At 53.5% G+C, this 16,758-nt stretch carries 15 protein-coding genes; 7 read left to right on the forward strand and 8 right to left on the reverse strand.

Annotation, left to right across the window (positions count from 1 at the left end):
- Positions 1-52: 52 nt before the first annotated feature.
- On the reverse strand, positions 53-475 hold the full coding sequence (gene msrB / locus VSX58_RS03205) for a peptide-methionine (R)-S-oxide reductase MsrB (RefSeq protein WP_327617053.1): 423 nt from the start codon (positions 473-475) through the stop codon (positions 53-55).
- A 343-nt stretch (positions 476-818) separates the two neighbouring features.
- On the opposite strand from msrB, the gene gapA reads away from it, so the two are divergent.
- Both gapA and VSX58_RS03215 read left to right on the forward strand, forming a co-directional pair.
- Positions 819-1,814 carry a glyceraldehyde-3-phosphate dehydrogenase gene (gene gapA / locus VSX58_RS03210; protein ID WP_327613557.1) on the forward strand — a complete coding sequence of 332 codons (996 nt, stop codon included), beginning with the start codon at positions 819-821 and terminating at the stop codon, positions 1,812-1,814.
- A gap of 87 nt (positions 1,815-1,901) precedes the next feature.
- A complete protein-coding gene (locus VSX58_RS03215; protein WP_327616794.1) occupies positions 1,902-2,777 on the forward strand; it encodes a D-hexose-6-phosphate mutarotase in 876 nt (291 codons plus the stop codon).
- Positions 2,778-2,827: 50 nt separating this feature from the next.
- Here VSX58_RS03215 and VSX58_RS03220 read toward each other — a convergent pair whose 3' ends face one another.
- Positions 2,828-3,682 carry an aldo/keto reductase gene (locus tag VSX58_RS03220; RefSeq protein WP_327616795.1) on the reverse strand — a complete coding sequence of 285 codons (855 nt, stop codon included), beginning with the start codon at positions 3,680-3,682 and terminating at the stop codon, positions 2,828-2,830.
- A gap of 111 nt (positions 3,683-3,793) precedes the next feature.
- Positions 3,794-4,543: a MipA/OmpV family protein gene (locus VSX58_RS03225; RefSeq protein ID WP_327616796.1), complete on the reverse strand. Its 750-nt coding sequence runs from the start codon at positions 4,541-4,543 to the stop codon at positions 3,794-3,796.
- A gap of 448 nt (positions 4,544-4,991) precedes the next feature.
- On the opposite strand from VSX58_RS03225, the gene yeaG reads away from it, so the two are divergent.
- The 3 genes from yeaG (at position 4,992) to VSX58_RS03240 (ending at position 9,625) form a co-directional block, all read left to right on the forward strand.
- Entirely contained in the window at positions 4,992-6,926 is a 1,935-nt protein-coding gene (gene yeaG, locus VSX58_RS03230) for a protein kinase YeaG (RefSeq protein WP_327613561.1), read from the forward strand.
- 37 nt (positions 6,927-6,963) lie between these two features.
- Positions 6,964-8,235, forward strand: coding sequence for a YeaH/YhbH family protein (locus VSX58_RS03235; protein WP_327613562.1), 1,272 nt, complete (start codon positions 6,964-6,966; stop codon positions 8,233-8,235).
- A gap of 190 nt (positions 8,236-8,425) precedes the next feature.
- Positions 8,426-9,625, forward strand: a complete 1,200-nt coding sequence (locus VSX58_RS03240) for a multidrug effflux MFS transporter (protein WP_327616798.1) — start codon at positions 8,426-8,428, stop codon at positions 9,623-9,625.
- Here VSX58_RS03240 and VSX58_RS03245 read toward each other — a convergent pair.
- On the reverse strand, positions 9,622-10,878 hold the full coding sequence (locus VSX58_RS03245; RefSeq protein ID WP_327616800.1) for a D-amino acid dehydrogenase: 1,257 nt from the start codon (positions 10,876-10,878) through the stop codon (positions 9,622-9,624). The two genes, VSX58_RS03240 and VSX58_RS03245, sit on opposite strands and share 4 nt — an antisense overlap.
- Positions 10,879-11,163: 285 nt before the next feature.
- Between VSX58_RS03245 and VSX58_RS03250 the strand changes: the two genes are divergently transcribed.
- A complete protein-coding gene (locus VSX58_RS03250; RefSeq protein WP_327616802.1) occupies positions 11,164-12,699 on the forward strand; it encodes a SpoVR family protein in 1,536 nt (511 codons plus the stop codon).
- A gap of 210 nt (positions 12,700-12,909) precedes the next feature.
- Here VSX58_RS03250 and fadR read toward each other — a convergent pair whose 3' ends face one another.
- Positions 12,910-13,629: a fatty acid metabolism transcriptional regulator FadR gene (fadR, locus tag VSX58_RS03255; protein ID WP_327616803.1), complete on the reverse strand. Its 720-nt coding sequence runs from the start codon at positions 13,627-13,629 to the stop codon at positions 12,910-12,912.
- A 420-nt stretch (positions 13,630-14,049) separates the two neighbouring features.
- Between fadR and dsbB the strand changes: the two genes are divergently transcribed.
- A complete protein-coding gene (gene dsbB / locus VSX58_RS03260; RefSeq protein ID WP_327613567.1) occupies positions 14,050-14,583 on the forward strand; it encodes a disulfide bond formation protein DsbB in 534 nt (177 codons plus the stop codon).
- A 124-nt stretch (positions 14,584-14,707) separates the two neighbouring features.
- On the opposite strand, the gene VSX58_RS03265 is transcribed toward dsbB, so the two are convergent.
- The 3 genes from VSX58_RS03265 to VSX58_RS03275 form a co-directional block, all read right to left on the reverse strand.
- Positions 14,708-14,905, reverse strand: coding sequence for a DNA polymerase III subunit theta (locus VSX58_RS03265; protein ID WP_327613568.1), 198 nt, complete (start codon positions 14,903-14,905; stop codon positions 14,708-14,710).
- Between the two features lie 482 nt (positions 14,906-15,387).
- Entirely contained in the window at positions 15,388-15,834 is a 447-nt protein-coding gene (locus VSX58_RS03270; RefSeq protein ID WP_327613569.1) for a YcgN family cysteine cluster protein, read from the reverse strand.
- Between the two features lie 100 nt (positions 15,835-15,934).
- On the reverse strand, positions 15,935-16,591 hold the full coding sequence (locus tag VSX58_RS03275; protein ID WP_327613570.1) for a fumarylacetoacetate hydrolase family protein: 657 nt from the start codon (positions 16,589-16,591) through the stop codon (positions 15,935-15,937).
- Positions 16,592-16,758 lie beyond the last annotated feature (167 nt).

Raw genomic sequence — 16,758 nt, forward strand, 5'->3', positions numbered from 1 at the left:
TTTGAGCTGAAACGTTTAAGCCAAATCAATCCGAGTGCGTCAAATCGCCGGATTAACCGTCGATGCGCTGACCGTCATCGCCATCGACAAAACTCAATGACGCCGAGTTGACGCAGTAACGTTCGCCGGTGGTCTGCGGAGGGCCATCAGGAAACACGTGCCCCAAATGCGCGTCGCAGTTTCCGCAGCGGATCTCCGTGCGCTGCATGTTGTGGGAACGATCGTCGAGATAGCGGACGGCCTCGGGCGATACCGGCTGGTCGAAACTCGGCCAGCCGCAGCCGGAATCAAACTTGTTGGCGGAGTAAAATAGCGGCTTCCGGCAGCAGAGACAGTGATAAATACCGGTGCGCTTGTTGTGCAGCAGTTTACCGGAAAAAGGCGGCTCCGTGCCGCGTTGCTGGGTCACATAGCGCTGTATTTCTGTCAATTCAGCCAAGTCCGAAGAGGTTTGCTGAGGGGGTTTATTAACCATAACGGCCTCGCTGGCGCAGTCGTCAATCAAATCTTTCATTAATAATAACAAAAAATTAACAACTTTACAGACCGTTTTGGCTTAATATAATGACCGTGGGCAAGATGAGCATTTAATTGTGATATTCATCACAATTTTAGACGGAATGAGCTTTATATGATACACGGAGCCCGATATCAGTCTTAAATGTTCTTAATTTACAGCGTTAGGTGGAATTTCGCGCAAAGGTTGGTCATAGGATTGACTTACAGCAACTATTGACACGATTCCGCTTGACGCTCAGCAAGGTTTTTGTAATTTTACAACCAACCTTTTATTCACTAACCAATATCTGGTGGAATATATGACTATCAAAGTAGGTATCAACGGTTTTGGCCGCATCGGCCGTATTGTTTTCCGCGCAGCGCAAGAACGCTCTGACATCGAAATCGTTGCAATCAACGATCTGTTAGACGCTAACTACATGGCGTACATGCTGAAGTATGACTCTACTCATGGCCGTTTCAACGGCACCGTTGAAGTTAAAGATGGCCACCTGGTTGTTAACGGCAAAACTATCCGTGTTACCGCAGAACGCGATCCTGCCAACCTGAAATGGAACGAAGCAGGCGTTGACGTGGTTGCGGAAGCAACTGGTCTGTTCCTGACTGACGAAACTGCGCGTAAACACATCGCCGCCGGCGCGAAGAAAGTGGTTTTGACCGGTCCGTCCAAAGACAGCACTCCGATGTTCGTTATGGGCGTTAACCATAAATCCTATGATGGCCAAGACATCGTTTCCAACGCGTCTTGTACCACTAACTGCCTGGCTCCGCTGGCTAAAGTTATCAACGACAACTTCGGTATCGTTGAAGCGCTGATGACCACCGTTCACGCCACCACCGCTACGCAGAAAACCGTTGACGGCCCGTCTCACAAAGACTGGCGCGGCGGCCGCGGCGCATCTCAGAACATCATCCCGTCCTCTACCGGCGCTGCTAAAGCAGTAGGTAAAGTTATTCCTGAACTGAACGGCAAACTGACCGGTATGGCGTTCCGCGTTCCTACTCCGAACGTATCCGTTGTCGACCTGACCGCTCGTCTGGAAAAACCAGCCTCTTACAAAGAGATCTGCGCCGCTATCAAAGCAGCGTCTGAAGGCGAACTGAAAGGCGTTCTGGGTTACACCGAAGACGACGTTGTTTCCACCGATTTCAACGGTGAAAAACAGACTTCCGTATTCGATGCCAAAGCCGGTATCGCTCTGAGCGACAACTTTGTGAAACTGGTTTCCTGGTACGATAACGAAACCGGCTACTCCAACAAAGTTCTGGATCTGATCGCTCATATCTCCAAATAAGTTCGGGCGATAGAGTTCAATGATGAAGGGCGGCCAAAGGCCGCCCTTTTTACTTGCTGATTAACAACAATCAAAATAGGCAACATCATGAATGATAAGATTTTCAAACTTCCCATTAGCAAACAGATCACCCCTACCATCAGCCAGCGCCAGTTAGAACAACTGCCGATGATCGTGGTTGAACATCCTCAGGTCAGCGCCGCCATAGCATTGCAGGGCGCGCACCTGCTGAGCTGGCAACCCGCCGGCGAAGCGCCGGTTCTCTGGCTGAGCGACAACACGGCCTTCACCGAACATGTGGCTATCCGCGGCGGTATCCCTATCTGTTTCCCATGGTTTGGCCCGTTTGCCCAACCGAACCACGGCTTCGCCCGTCTGCTGCCGTGGGAATTTACCTCCCACAGCGAAGATGAACAGGGCGTGGAGCTCGCCTTCACACTGCGGGATTCGGCGCAAACCCGTGAATACTGGCCGCATGAATTCACCCTTATCGCGCGTTTCAAGCTGGGTAAAACCTGCCATGTCGAGCTGGAGGCGCACGGCGACTACAGCATCACCAGCGCATTGCACACTTATTTCCAGATCGGCGACATCAGCGCAATCAGCGTTAGCGGCCTGGGCGACCGGTTTATTGACAAGGTCAACCAGGGCCAGCTTTCTCAGCAGCAAGGGGATTTGCGGTTTACCGAACGCGCCGATCGCATTTACACGCACGCGCAGAATATTAGCGTTATTAATGACCCGGTACTGCAACGCACGATTGAAGTGCAGCACATCAACTATAGCGATGTCGTGGCATGGAACCCCGGCGCCGAACTGTCGCACACTATCGGCGACATGGCCGATGATGGCTATAAGACCTTTGTCTGCGTGGAAACGGCCCGGATTAATCAGCCTTTAAGCGCAACGGTGCGCTCCCCCGCCCGTTTATCGACTCTTATTCGCATCAAAAAGTCGTCATAAATAAAAATGGCGCGTGAACGCACGTTCAGGCGCCATGATTTTTTCATGTATTACACCACATCCAAACGTTGTTTACCCTTCGGCGGCGGAAAAGCCTGATCGAGCACGGCCAGATCATCGGCGTGAAGGACAATATCCAATACCTGCGCATTCTCTCTGATATGTTGTGCCGAACTGGCTTTGGGTATGGCGATTATCCCAGGATGACGGATAGCCCAGGCGAGCAAGACCTGAGCCGGCGTGATGCCATGCTGTCGGGCGATGGCGTTGATGACGGGATGAGTAAATAACCCGTTACGCAACCGCCCCGCCTGAGCAATCGGACAATACGCCATAACCGGCACATGGTGCTGCTGGCACCAGGGCAGTAAATCGAACTCTATTCCCCGTGAGGCCAGATGGTAGAGCACCTGATTGGTCATGCATTCCCGTCCGCCCTCCAGCGACCAGAGCTCATGCATATCATCCGTATCGAGGTTGGATACGCCCCAGCGCCCAATTTTGCCCGCACGTTGCAGTTGCCGCATGGCGGTAATGGTCTCTGTCAGTGGCACACCGCCGCGCCAATGCAACAGATACAAATCGATATAATCGGTTTGCAGGCGCGCCAGACTTTGCTCGCAGGCTTTTACTGCTTTTTCACCGCCGGCATTGTGGGGATAAACTTTAGAAACCAGATACACCTTGTCGCGCCGGCCGCGGATCGCCTCGCCGACGACCCGCTCCGCCCCGCCATCCGCATACATTTCAGCGGTATCGATCAGCGTCAGCCCTCGATCAATCCCGGCCTGCAACGCTTTCACTTCCTGCGCCTTCGTCTGAGGATTTTCCCCCATAAACCAGGTGCCTTGCCCAATGGCGGGCACCGTGGCGCCATCCGGGAAACGGACTTGCTTTATCGTCACGCTAGGTTTTCCCCCCTGATAACACGGCGCACCGCGCAATGCGCCGATAATGTGCAAGCGGGGTCGAATGGCACTATTTTTGTGCAACATCTGCACCCCGATGGAATGAACTTAGAATCTATAGCTAACGCCTACGCTCATCGCCGCGCTATAGCTGCTATCGACTATCGGGCTATCCTTTATTTCATCGGACAAGCGGGTATAACGGCCGGTAGCCCAGGCGCTCCAGCTTGAATTGATGTGATAGTTGACGCTCAGCTCGGCGTACGGCGACCAGCCGTCGCCCGGCTGATAACGGGCAAAGCCCGAACGGGCGGACTCCTGACCGCTGACCCCGTAGTAATAACGGTTCATATTCTCGCTAAACCAGGTAACGCCCAAAGCGGGCACAATTCTCAGGTCGCCCAGCGTGAAACGATAAAGATAGGCGGTATCCCACAGAAAACCATCGCTGTAATCCAGGGTATCCCCGGACAGCACGGTGCGAATCTCGCCCCAGTCGGCGATATGCCGATAGGCGGCTCCGGCCATCAGCGTGCCGCGCCTTTTATCCAGCTGCTGCATCCGTATGTCATCGTTGTCGCCTGGCCTAAACCCCAACGGCAGGTAATAAGCGGTCAGCGATAACTTATTGGCGTCGTCATTCCATAAGTAGTAGCCGCCGCCCAAGCCATGAAAATAGAAGTTTTCGCTTTCGTAAGTCAGCAGCGGAAGCGGATAAATAGGGTTATCGTCGCCGCGGTAAACGGATGTCGCCCCTGCCGCCCCTACCCCCAGGGAGACGTCGGCAGCATAGGCCGTAGGCAACGCGGCAACCGCCGAGAGCAGCGCAGATGACAGAAATATTTGAGATTTATTCACGGTTTTTCGTTTCCTATTTCGGACGAACATCGTTAAACATGATATTGCTGCGGTTAATATCTTCTTTTAGTCTAAATGAAGATAAGATAAGCGAATAACTTATATTAATATTATCTCAATTTCCCCAACCCGGCGCCAAGCGCCCCGCGCTGGCGCATTACGCGATATTACTGGCGATTTCTGAGAAGTGAGTCATTGAAATATCTTAAAAATATCTCCGCCGAGTGGAGGAAATTTTACGGATGCAAACTACGCTTTAATAAAGGAGGTAGCGTTTTTCCGAGTCGGCGTAAATGGGTAAAACCATGATATTGTCCTTATACCACAAGTTGGCATAAGGGTTGCTGTATTCAGGAAGACTTCTTCTTTCGGGGAGCAATATTATAGGCTGTACGCACTCTACACGCTCTCTTATATCTGTGCTAATCGACGAAGGACGGGCATCGCTATGAACATATTTGATCACTACCGTCAGCGTTACGACGCTGCCAAGGATGAAGAGTTCACACTGCAGGAATTCCTTACTATCTGTCAGCAGGATCGGAGTGCGTATGCCAACGCTGCTGAACGATTGTTAATGGCCATCGGTGAACCCGTGATGGTGGATACCGCTCATGAGTCGCGCCTATCCCGTTTGTTCTCCAATCGGATCATTGCCCGTTACCCTGCTTTCGAAGAGTTCTACGGCATGGAGGACGCCATAGAGCAAATTGTGTCTTATCTGAAACACGCCGCGCAGGGATTGGAAGAGAAGAAACAGATTCTGTATCTGCTGGGGCCGGTCGGCGGCGGGAAATCCTCGCTGGCGGAGCGCCTGAAGGTGCTGATGCAGCGCGTTCCCATCTACATTCTCAGCGCCAACGGCGAGCGCAGCCCGGTTAACGATCACCCGTTGTGCCTGTTCAACCCGCAGGAAGACGCATCGATCCTGGAGAAAGAATATTCCATACCGCGGCGCTATCTGGGCACCATTATGTCTCCGTGGGCGGCCAAACGCCTGCAGGATTTCGGCGGCGACATCACCAAGTTCAAGGTCATCAAAGTGTGGCCCTCCATTCTAGCGCAGGTGGGCATTGCCAAAACCGAGCCGGGAGACGAAAACAACCAGGATATCTCGGCGCTGGTCGGGAAAGTGGATATTCGTAAGCTGGAGCATTACGCGCAGAACGACCCCGATGCCTATGGCTATTCCGGCGCGCTGTGCCGGGCCAACCAGGGCATTATGGAGTTCGTGGAGATGTTTAAGGCGCCCATCAAGGTGCTGCACCCGCTGCTGACCGCGACGCAGGAAGGCAACTATAACGGTACGGAAGGCATCGCCGCCCTGCCGTTCAACGGCATTATTCTGGCCCACTCCAATGAATCGGAATGGGTGCAATTCCGTAACAACAAAAACAATGAGGCCTTCCTCGACCGCGTCTACATCGTAAAAGTGCCTTATTGCCTGCGCGTTTCCGAAGAGGTCAAGATCTACGACAAGCTGCTTAACCACAGCGAGCTCGCGCATGCGCCCTGCGCCCCCGGCACCCTGGAGACGCTGGCCCGCTTCTCGATCCTGTCGCGGCTGAAAGAGCCGGAGAACTCCAGCATCTATTCCAAAATGCGGGTTTATGACGGCGAAAGCCTGAAAGATACCGACCCGAAAGCGAAGTCTTATCAGGAGTATCGCGATTATGCGGGCGTGGATGAGGGGATGAACGGCCTTTCAACCCGTTTCGCCTTTAAGATACTTTCCCGGGTATTTAACTTCGATCACAGCGAAGTGGCCGCCAACCCGGTACACCTGTTCTACGTGCTGGAGCAACAGATTGAACGCGAGCAGTTCCCGCAGGAGCTGGCGGAAAAATACCTTGAGCACCTGAAAGGATATTTGATACCCAAATATGCGGAATTTATCGGCAAAGAGATTCAGACCGCCTATCTGGAATCCTACTCGGAATACGGACAGAACATTTTCGACCGTTATGTCACCTATGCCGACTTCTGGATTCAGGATCAGGAGTATCGCGACCCGGATACCGGACAGCTGTTCGACCGGGAAGCGCTCAACGCCGAGCTGGAAAAAATCGAGAAGCCTGCGGGTATCAGCAATCCCAAAGACTTCCGTAACGAGATCGTCAATTTTGTGTTGCGGGCCCGGGCCAACAATAACGGGCGTAATCCAAACTGGACCAGCTATGAGAAACTGCGGACGGTGATCGAGAAGAAAATGTTCTCCAACACCGAAGAGCTGTTACCGGTAATTTCGTTTAATACCAAGACCTCAACGGATGAACAGAAGAAGCATGACGACTTCGTCGATCGTATGATGGAAAAAGGCTATACCCGCAAACAGGTACGCTTGCTGTGCGAATGGTATCTGCGGGTGAGGAAATCATCGTAATGATGCATGAAGTCGGCAATGTCGTTTGGGGGGAAGTATGGCCTATTTCATTGATCGACGGCTAAACGGCAAAAATAAAAGCATGGTTAACCGCCAGCGCTTTCTGCGCCGTTACAAGTCGCAAATAAAACAGTCGATTGCCGAGGCCATTAACAAGCGTTCGGTGACTGATATCGAAAGTGGGGAGTCCGTTTCGATCCCCAATGGGGACATCAACGAACCGATGTTTCATCAGGGACGCGGCGGACGACGCCATCGTGTACACCCGGGAAACGATCATTTTGTGCAGAACGATCGCGTCGAGCGGCCGCAGGGAGGCGGCGGCGGCTCGGGTCAGGGCGACGCCAGCAAGGATGGCGAGGGACAGGATGAGTTCGTCTTCCAGATCTCCAAGGACGAATATCTGGACCTGCTGTTTGAAGATTTGGCGCTGCCGAATCTGAAAAAAACGCAGCATCGCCAGCTCACCGAGTACAAAACGCACCGCGCGGGATATACGGCCAACGGCGTTCCCGCCAACATCAGCGTGGTGCGCTCGCTGCAAAACTCCCTGGCCCGCCGTATGGCAATAACCGCGGGGAAACGCCGAGAGCTGCACGCCCTGGAGGAAGCGCTGGAGCAGCTGGAGCATACGGAACCGGTACAGCTGCTGGAAGAAGAGCGGCTGCGCCGGGATATCGCGGAGCTGCGTCAAAAGATTGCCCGCGTGCCGTTTATCGATACCTTCGACCTGCGCTACAAAAACTATGAGCGGCGGGCCGAGCCTTCCAGCCAGGCGGTGATGTTTTGCCTGATGGACGTCTCCGGCTCGATGGATCAGGCGACCAAGGATATGGCCAAACGCTTTTATATTCTGCTCTACCTGTTCCTCAGCAGAAGTTATAAAAACGTCGAAGTGGTCTATATTCGTCACCATACGCAGGCGAAGGAAGTCGATGAGCAAGAGTTTTTCTACTCCCAGGAAACGGGCGGCACTATCGTTTCCAGCGCCTTGAAGCTGATGGAGGAGGTGGTGCGCGAACGCTACGATCCGGCGCAGTGGAATATCTATGCGGCACAGGCGTCGGACGGCGATAACTGGGCCGACGATTCGCCGCTCTGTCACCAGATTCTGGCGAATCAGCTTCTGCCTATCGTGCGCTATTACAGCTATATTGAAATTACCCGGCGCTCGCATCAAACACTGTGGCGCGAATATGAAATGTTACGCGATGAGTTTGATAACTTCGCCATGCAGCATATTCGCGATCAGGATGACATCTACCCGGTATTCAGAGAACTGTTCCGCAAACAAACCGCCGGCCATTAGCATAATATAAATCAGCCAGTTATCGCCTTTCTCTGGCTGATTTTATGTTGCCGCGCCCTTTTCTCCCTCCCCGACGCGCCCAGCGATTCCGCCCGTCCGCATTAGTGACGCCGTCACTAATATAACGCTTTCATTCCCTCCCGCCAGACATTACCCTAATGGAAACGTATATTCAGGTTTCTGTTTTCCCATGCAAAAATTTGTTCTGCTCTTGCTGGCGCTGGTATTGCTGGGGCCGCTAGGGATCGATATCTATTTACCGCTGATTCCCGCTATCGCTCAGGGATTGAATAGTCCCGAAGCGCTGATTCAATCAACCATCGCGCTTTTCATTATGGTTATGGGACTCGGCCAACTGGTCGCCGGCCCGCTGGTGGATAGGTACGGCCGGCGCCCTATGGCGTTAACCGGCGTGACGCTCTACATCATCGGAGCGATCATGGCGGCATTGGCATCCAGCGCCGCCCTTTTCGTGCTTTCCCGTCTCTTTCAGGGCGTCGCGGTCTGCTGCACCGCCGTCGCCATTTTCAGCAGCGTGCGCGATAGGCTGAACGGCGACGATGCCGCCCGAACCTTCGGCTTTCTTAACGGGACGCTGAATATTGTGCCGGCTCTGGCGCCGTTGCTCGGCGGACTTCTGGCGGAAACCTTCGGCTGGCGAGCCCCCTTCTGGTTCCTGTCCGGCTACGGCGCGGCCATTCTGCTGTTAACCATCCTTTTTCTGCCGGAGACCAGGCCGGATTCCACATTGCCGATTCGGGGATTACCGCTGCGTCAATATCTGCGCATATTATCCGACTCGCGCTTTTTAGGCTTTGCCTTAGTCAACGCGGGCGCCATGGGCATGGCGCTGACCTATGTGACCTTTTCATCCGCGGTATTGATGAATCAGGCCCGGTTAACCCCATTGCAATTTTCATTCGCCTTCGGCGGCAACGGCTTCTGGATCATGCTGGTCAGTTTCTTCGCCAACCGGATTATTCGCCGCGTGGGCCGGCCGGCGTGCCTAAGCGTCGGGAGCCTGTTGATGGGCGCCGGATTTCTCAGCCTGACCCTGGGAGTTGCCCTGCTGCCGGCGCACTTGCAGAACACCTGGCCGAGCTATATGCTGCCGGTCGCGCTGGCCTGCGCGGGGCTGGCGTTTCTAATGGGGCCGGCCACCAGCTATGCGCTGGAGCCTTACGCCAATGAAGCGGGCATCGCCTCGGCGATGATCGGTTTTATTCAGATGGCCGGCGGCGCGACGCTGGGGCTGGCGGCCATGGCGTTACCGCTGCCGGCGAAGATATCGCTGGCGGCGGTTATGCTATGCGCGGGTTTACTGGCCCTGCGGGCAAGGTTATTAACCCGCGGGCTGCAAGGCAGTATTACCGAACTGTCCCGGAGTTAAACTTTGGCATAACGGAATACGGATAAATCATCGGATTGAATATCCGGCGCGTTGCCCGAAATAATGTCGGCCAGCAGTTGTCCGGAGCCGCAGGCCATCGTCCACCCCAACGTGCCGTGCCCGGTGTTCAGATAGAGGTTTTTCAGCGGGGAGCGGCCGACCAGCGGCGTGCCGTCGGGCGTCATCGGGCGCAATCCGCTCCAGAACGTCGCCTGCTCCACCGGCCCCACGTTCGGGTAGAGATCGCGCACCACCATCTCCAGCGTCGCTCTCCGTTTCGCGTTCAGCCCGGTATCGAAACCGACGATTTCCGCCATCCCGCCGACGCGAATACGCCGGTCAAAACGCGTGATGGCGATTTTATAGGTTTCGTCCAGCACCGTGGAAACCGGCGCCGCGGCTTCATTGGTCAGCGGGATGGTCAGCGAGTATCCTTTGAGCGGATACACCGGAATACGGAACCAGTCACGCACCAGCCCCGTGGAATAGGCGCCGCAGGCCATGACGTAGGCGTCCGCCGTCAGCGTTTCACCGCTGCATTGCACGCCGCTAACCCGCGATCCCTCAACCTGCAGCCGGCCGATCTCCTGACCGAACTTAAATATAACGCCGGCCTGCGCCGCCATTTTCGCCAAATTCCGCGTGAACAGCTGACAGTCGCCCGTTTCATCGTTCGGCAGGCGCAGGCCGCCGGTAAGTTTATCCGCCGCGCCGGCCAAAGCCGGTTCGACCGTGGCCAACTGCCGCCTATCCAGCAATTGATAGGGGACGCCCGCCTCTTTTAACACCATAATATCGCGCACCGCATTTTCATACTGCTGTTCGGTGCGAAACAGTTGCAGCGTGCCGCCCTGCCGTCCCTCGTACTGAATGGCGGTTTTCCGGCGCAGCGCCTGCAGGCAATCCCGGCTATATTCGGCCAGTCTGACCATACGGGCCTTATTGACTTTATAGTGCCGACTATCGCAATTCAGCAGCATCTGCCACATCCATGCCAACTGCTCAGTCGAAAAGTCTGGCCGAATGGCCAGCGGAGCATGGCGTTGAAATAACCATTTGACGGCTTTTAACGGTATCCCCGGCGCCGCCCAGGGCGCAGAATAACCGGGGGATATCTGCCCTGCGTTACCGGCGCTGGTTTCAAGCGCCGGTTCCGGCTGCCTGTCGATCACCGTCACGTCATGCCCGGCTTGCGCCAGATACCAGGCGGTACTCACACCAATAACGCCACTTCCCAGAATAGCAACCCGCATGCTTAATGCTCTCCGACAATTTTTACGACCGGCCATGTAATATGCTGGCTAACCGGTTGTGTACTGGAATAAAAGTCTACTCTAGCATTTAGGTAAAAATTATCATCAGGCGTAGATATAGTATTTATCTATTGTTCGTGGGCCGTAATAACGTCATATTATAGATAACGAGTCTGTAAATCTTTTCCGCCAACCCACCGTTTTTACGTCACTTTTATCAGATTGAGCTACGATTAATAATGTCTGTACGATCTGGTGCAGGCCGATCATGTAAGGGGCGCGCTGATGGCTATATCGACTGATAACCCGGTAAAGAAAACTAATCGCCTGGATGACGGGCCAGACTGGTCGTTTGAGTTATTGCAAATCTATCTTGATGAAATAGATCGGGTAGCGAAGCTTTATCGTCTGGACACCTATCCTCATCAAATCGAAGTGATTACCTCTGAGCAGATGATGGATGCCTACTCCAGCATAGGCATGCCGATTAACTACGCCCACTGGTCATTCGGAAAAAAATTCATCGAGACCGAGCAGCGCTACAAACACGGGCAGCAAGGGCTGGCTTACGAAATCGTCATTAACTCGGATCCCTGTATCGCTTATCTGATGGAAGAGAACACCATGCCCATGCAAGCGCTGGTCATGGCGCACGCCTGCTATGGACATAACTCGTTCTTCAAAGGCAACTATCTGTTCCGCAGTTGGACCGATGCCGGTTCCATCGTCGACTATCTGATCTTCGCGCGCCAATACATCGCGCAGTGTGAAGAGCGTTACGGCGTGGAAGAGGTTGAACGTCTGCTGGACTCTTGTCACGCGCTGATGAACTACGGCGTGGACCGCTACAAACGTCCGCAGAAGATCTCGCTGGAAGAGGAACAATCCCGGCAAAAGAGCCGCGAGGCTTATCTGCAAAGTCAAGTCAACGAGCTGTGGAAGACGCTTCCTCGCCGCGAACCCGACATCGCGCACCAACGCTCCCAACGCTTCCCGCAGGAGCCGCAGGAAAACCTGCTCTACTTTATGGAGAAGAACGCGCCGCTTCTGGAACCCTGGCAGCGTGAAATTCTGCGTATCGTACGCAAGGTCAGCCAATATTTTTATCCGCAAAAGCAAACGCAGGTGATGAATGAGGGCTGGGCCACATTCTGGCACTACACCATTCTTAACCATTTATACGATGAAGGGCGGGTTTCCGAGCGTTTTATGCTGGAATTTCTGCATAGCCATACCAATGTGATTTACCAACCGCCGTACAACAGCCCTTACTACAGCGGGATCAATCCCTATGCGCTGGGCTTTGCGATGTTCCAGGACATCAAGCGTATCTGTCAGAACCCGACGGAAGAAGATCGTTACTGGTTCCCGGATATCGCCGGTAAAGACTGGCTGGATACGCTGCATTTCGCCATGCAGAACTTTAAGGATGAAAGCTTTATCAGCCAGTTCCTGTCGCCGAAAGTGATGCGCGATTTTCGCCTGTTTACCGTACTTGACGACGATAACAACAATTACCTTGAAATCGCGGCGATCCACAATGAAGAGGGCTACCGTTTAATCCGCCAGGAGCTGTCCGCGCAGTACAATTTGAGCCATCTTGAACCGAATATCCAGATTTGGAACGTCGATTTACGCGGCAATCGTTCATTAACGCTGCGCTATATCCCGCACAACCGCGCGCCGCTGGATAAAAGCAGTCATGAAGTGATGAAACATGTCCATCGTCTGTGGGGGTTTGAAGTCTTTATGGAGCAGGTGAACGACGACGGCAGCGTTGAACTGCTGGAGCGCTGCCCGCCGCGCAACGCTCCCGCCTAATTTAAGTAATGCCGATCGTTTAAGCATTGAGATACGCGGGGCGGCCACCGGAGCGAGGCGTCCCTACCGGAACCGCCCCGGTGTTTCCCTAAAAACCGGCTTAAGTGAACGGCATTACGCTTAAATTGAAGGGGGCTGTTTCAAAACGTTGACAGTAGATCAACGTATACCGTAGGGGTATTCGGGCAACGGCCGGATACCCTTTCATTTTTAGCGATGGATTTCGGCGATATCGTGCGGAATCGCGCTGCGCATATTGTGCCAGATAGCGCCGCTTTCTTTGCCGTAATGCCGCACCACATCCAGAACCTGCTCATATAATCCTTCCCGACACAGCGTTCTCAGCCGGCCATAGAAATCCAGCGCCAGCTTGCGCGCGTCGGGGTTGGAAAAGTAGTAACGTCCAACGCGAATATACATCCCTTTCAGCCCGTTGAGGATCAGGCCGTAAATCGGATTACCGGACGCGAACGCCAGGCCGCGGAATACGTTGTAGTCGAGCTGGGCAAAAGCGTCCGCGTTATCCGCCACGGACTCGGTTTGCCTTAATACGTCATGCGTTTTTTCCGGGTGCTGCCGCAAGGCGGCGCGGATAAAAATAGCGGCGATATTCGTCCGCACGGAGAGGAGATTGTCGATAAGTTGAGGCACGCTGTCGTGATCGAGGCGGGCCAGCGTTTCCAGAATATTCAGCCCCGACGTTTCCCAAAAGTTATTAATTTTTGTCGGTTTGCCGTGCTGAATAGTCAACCAGCCGTCGCGCGCCAGACGCTGCAGCACTTCTCTCAACGTGGTGCGCGTCACGCCAATCAGCTCGGAAAGTTCTCTTTCAGCCGGGAGAATCGACCCTGGCGGAAAGCGGTTATTCCATATACTTTCAATAATATACTCTTCCGCGAATCCAGCCGGACTTTGCGCCTTTATAACCATGAGTTGATATTCCGTAGCGATATTCACCGATAAAAGCCGAACTCATCATACCAGATGAGTCAGGCATGATATAGCGTTGCAACCGCGCGCAAAACACATTCAGACTAAAATTGTGATTGCCGACAACGCCGCCCGTCACGGCGTCGATATACTCTCGTGGGCTGGTTGTAAAAGAGCGCCGTCGGTTAAGCCGCGTCGGCAAATCCGTCGGTCATTGGCGATCGCAATCGTGTATAGTGGCCCAATGCGATGCAAAATCGGTCGCCAAGGACGACGTCAGATTAATGGTTGTTGAACCATTGCTGAATAAAGAAGAGAATCAACCCAATACCTACGATGTTTTGCACGGTGAAATAATGGTGGTGAAGCCGATTACGTTTACACTGCTGATTCGATCATTCTTAGCATGGAATACTTGTTATGTTGCGATTTCTTAACCGTTGCTCACGCGGGCGCGGTGCCTGGTTGTTAATGGCATTGACAGCCTTGATTTTGGAACTGGTCGCGCTTTATTTCCAGCATGTAATGCTGCTTAAGCCCTGCGTACTCTGTATTTATCAGCGCTGCGCGCTTTTCGGCGTGATGGGGGCCGGCCTATTGGGCGCCGTCGCGCCAGCCAGCCCGTTATTACGTTACCCCGCCATCGCGCTTTGGATATACAGCGCGTTTGCGGGACTCCGCCTGGCCTGGGAACATACCAATATCCAGCTTCATCCGTCGCCCTTCGCGACCTGCGACTTCTTTGTCAGCTTCCCGTCATGGCTGCCATTGGAAAAATGGCTTCCCGCCGTATTCAACGCCTCAGGCGACTGCGCCGAACGGCAATGGCAGTTTCTGTCGTTGGAAATGCCGCAGTGGATGATAGGTATATTCGCGGCCTATCTGCTGGTTGCCGTGCTGGTATTGATTGCCCAGCCTTTTCGCCCGAAACGCCGCGATCTGTTCAGCCGTTAAAGATCGGCCGCTCTGACGCAGAAAAAGCCCAGGAGAGCAATCCCGGGCTTTTTTTATGACGGGCTTCCTGACCGTCACCCTTTGGGCCGGCGGGACGACGCCCCGGCGCTATTCTCGTCTCCGGCTATTGCTGAGAGCCGTAAATATCCCGGTAGTGATCCAATCTCTCTTTGAAATATTGTCTTTTATCTAAAGGGATTTTTTCCGCAATTTCCTCAGCGTTAATCTGCTTTTTCTGGCTCTCCATGAAAGCTATGGTGGAAGCAGCAAAATCAGCGTACTGATCGCTGTATCCAAGAATCATCTTTTCAAAGTTAATCATCTGCCCCCCCTTTTTTCGTCCATTGCTGTATTAAAAGTATACAACACCTATAGATTTTCACATGGGGAAAGCAAGCCGACTTTAACTTATCTGGCTAAAGTCGGCGGGTTTAAAATAAATATGTGACGGACGCTGGAAAACCGCGCGGCGGTGGGCCTTGCCAACTGTGATCGCATGCAAAAAAACCGTTTCGAACGCGCCGAAACATGATTACCGCCTTGATTTACCAGCGTTGCAAACTACTATGGCGCGCCAGAATATATTTCAATCCCGATATATGCCAAATATCCGGCGATATAACACAGCGGGATCAAACACAAAATCATAAAAAATCTGGCGCCCGCGCTCTTACTTGAGCTAATGGCGCTCAATAGCGCCCAAATAGCAAACAGAACCACCATAAGCGCTACGGCGCCGCCAATAATTACCATACCCATACAAACGGCCTGCAAAAAGTGATGATGACCAACGCTCTGCGGTAATCAACGCGCCCACTCCGGCTTGTTCAGGATGTGGTCCTGCCAGTCCACGACTTCGCTTTCCCGCACGGCGATATGCCGGACGGAAATACGTTCTCCATGCATCGCCGCTTTAGAACCGGTGAGCAGCGGATGCCACGCCGGCAGTCCCTTTTTTTCATGAATCAGACGGTAGGCGCAGGTCGCAGGCAGCCAGTTAAAGGTGAGCAGGTTTTCTCGCGTGAGCTTGATGCAGTCGGGCTCATATTCGAAACGGCGCGCATAATTACGGCATTGACAGCTTTTTATGTTTAACTGATTGCAGGCGACGTTAGTGAAATAGATCTCTTCCGTGTCTTCATCAATCAGCTTATTCAAACAGCACTGACCGCAGCCATCGCACAGCGACTCCCATTCGTCGTCACTCATCTCAGACAACGTTTTATGCTGCCAAAAAGGGCGTTCAGTCATTTTTCTTTCCGGTTAATCAGTCTTGGATGCTCTGTATAGCGGGTTTAGCTGACGGAGGCAAGATCATCGCCCGTTCGCGGCGGAACGGGCGGTTCGGCATTCAGATAATACGGGTGTTCAGCGAGCGATCGTTGATGGTGATTTTCAGCATATCGCCTGACTGAATCGGCCCGACGCCCTGCGGCGTGCCGGTCAGGATAATGTCTCCGGCCCGCAGAGTAAAGAAGCGGCTCATGTAGGCGATCAATGGCAGGATCGGCGTAATCATGTCGCGGGTATTCCCCTGCTGGCGCACTTCGTCATTCACTTTCACGCCCAGCTCGGTCTGTTGCGGATCGCCGAACTCGGCGACCGGAATAAAACCGGATATGGGGCAGGAGCCGTCAAACGCTTTCGCCTTTTCCCACGGCTGTCCCGCTTTCTTGAATTGAGACTGCAGGTCGCGCAGGGTTAAATCCAACGCAACGCCATAACCGGCTATCGCCCGCGCCGCACGCTCTTCCGTGGCCTGTTTTAACGGCGTGCCGATCAGCACCGCCAGTTCGACCTCATGATGAACGGCGCCAAAATTTTTAGGAATCGCCACCGGCTGACGCAAATCGCACAGCGAGGTTTCTGGTTTGATGAATAGCACCGGCTCCGTCGGCGTCGCGCTTCCCATTTCCTTGATATGCTCCGAATAGTTGCTGCCGACGCACACCACTTTGTTTACCGGAAAGTCGAGCAGCGCGCCCTGCCAGTCTCTGTGTTGGTACATAAAGATTCTCCTGCCCTGTCAGTTGGGTAAATATTACGCTCATCACGGTGAAATCTTGTGAAAATGTAATCAAGTAACAATATGTTCTATCACGGTCATCAAACAATGCCGATGGCAAATCAATACGGGCGGATAGCCGAATAGTGCTTATACCCTTCATTCTTCAA

This window comes from Brenneria populi (assembly GCF_036016195.1).
In the GTDB taxonomy this organism is placed as follows: Bacteria; Pseudomonadota; Gammaproteobacteria; order Enterobacterales; family Enterobacteriaceae; genus Brenneria; species Brenneria populi.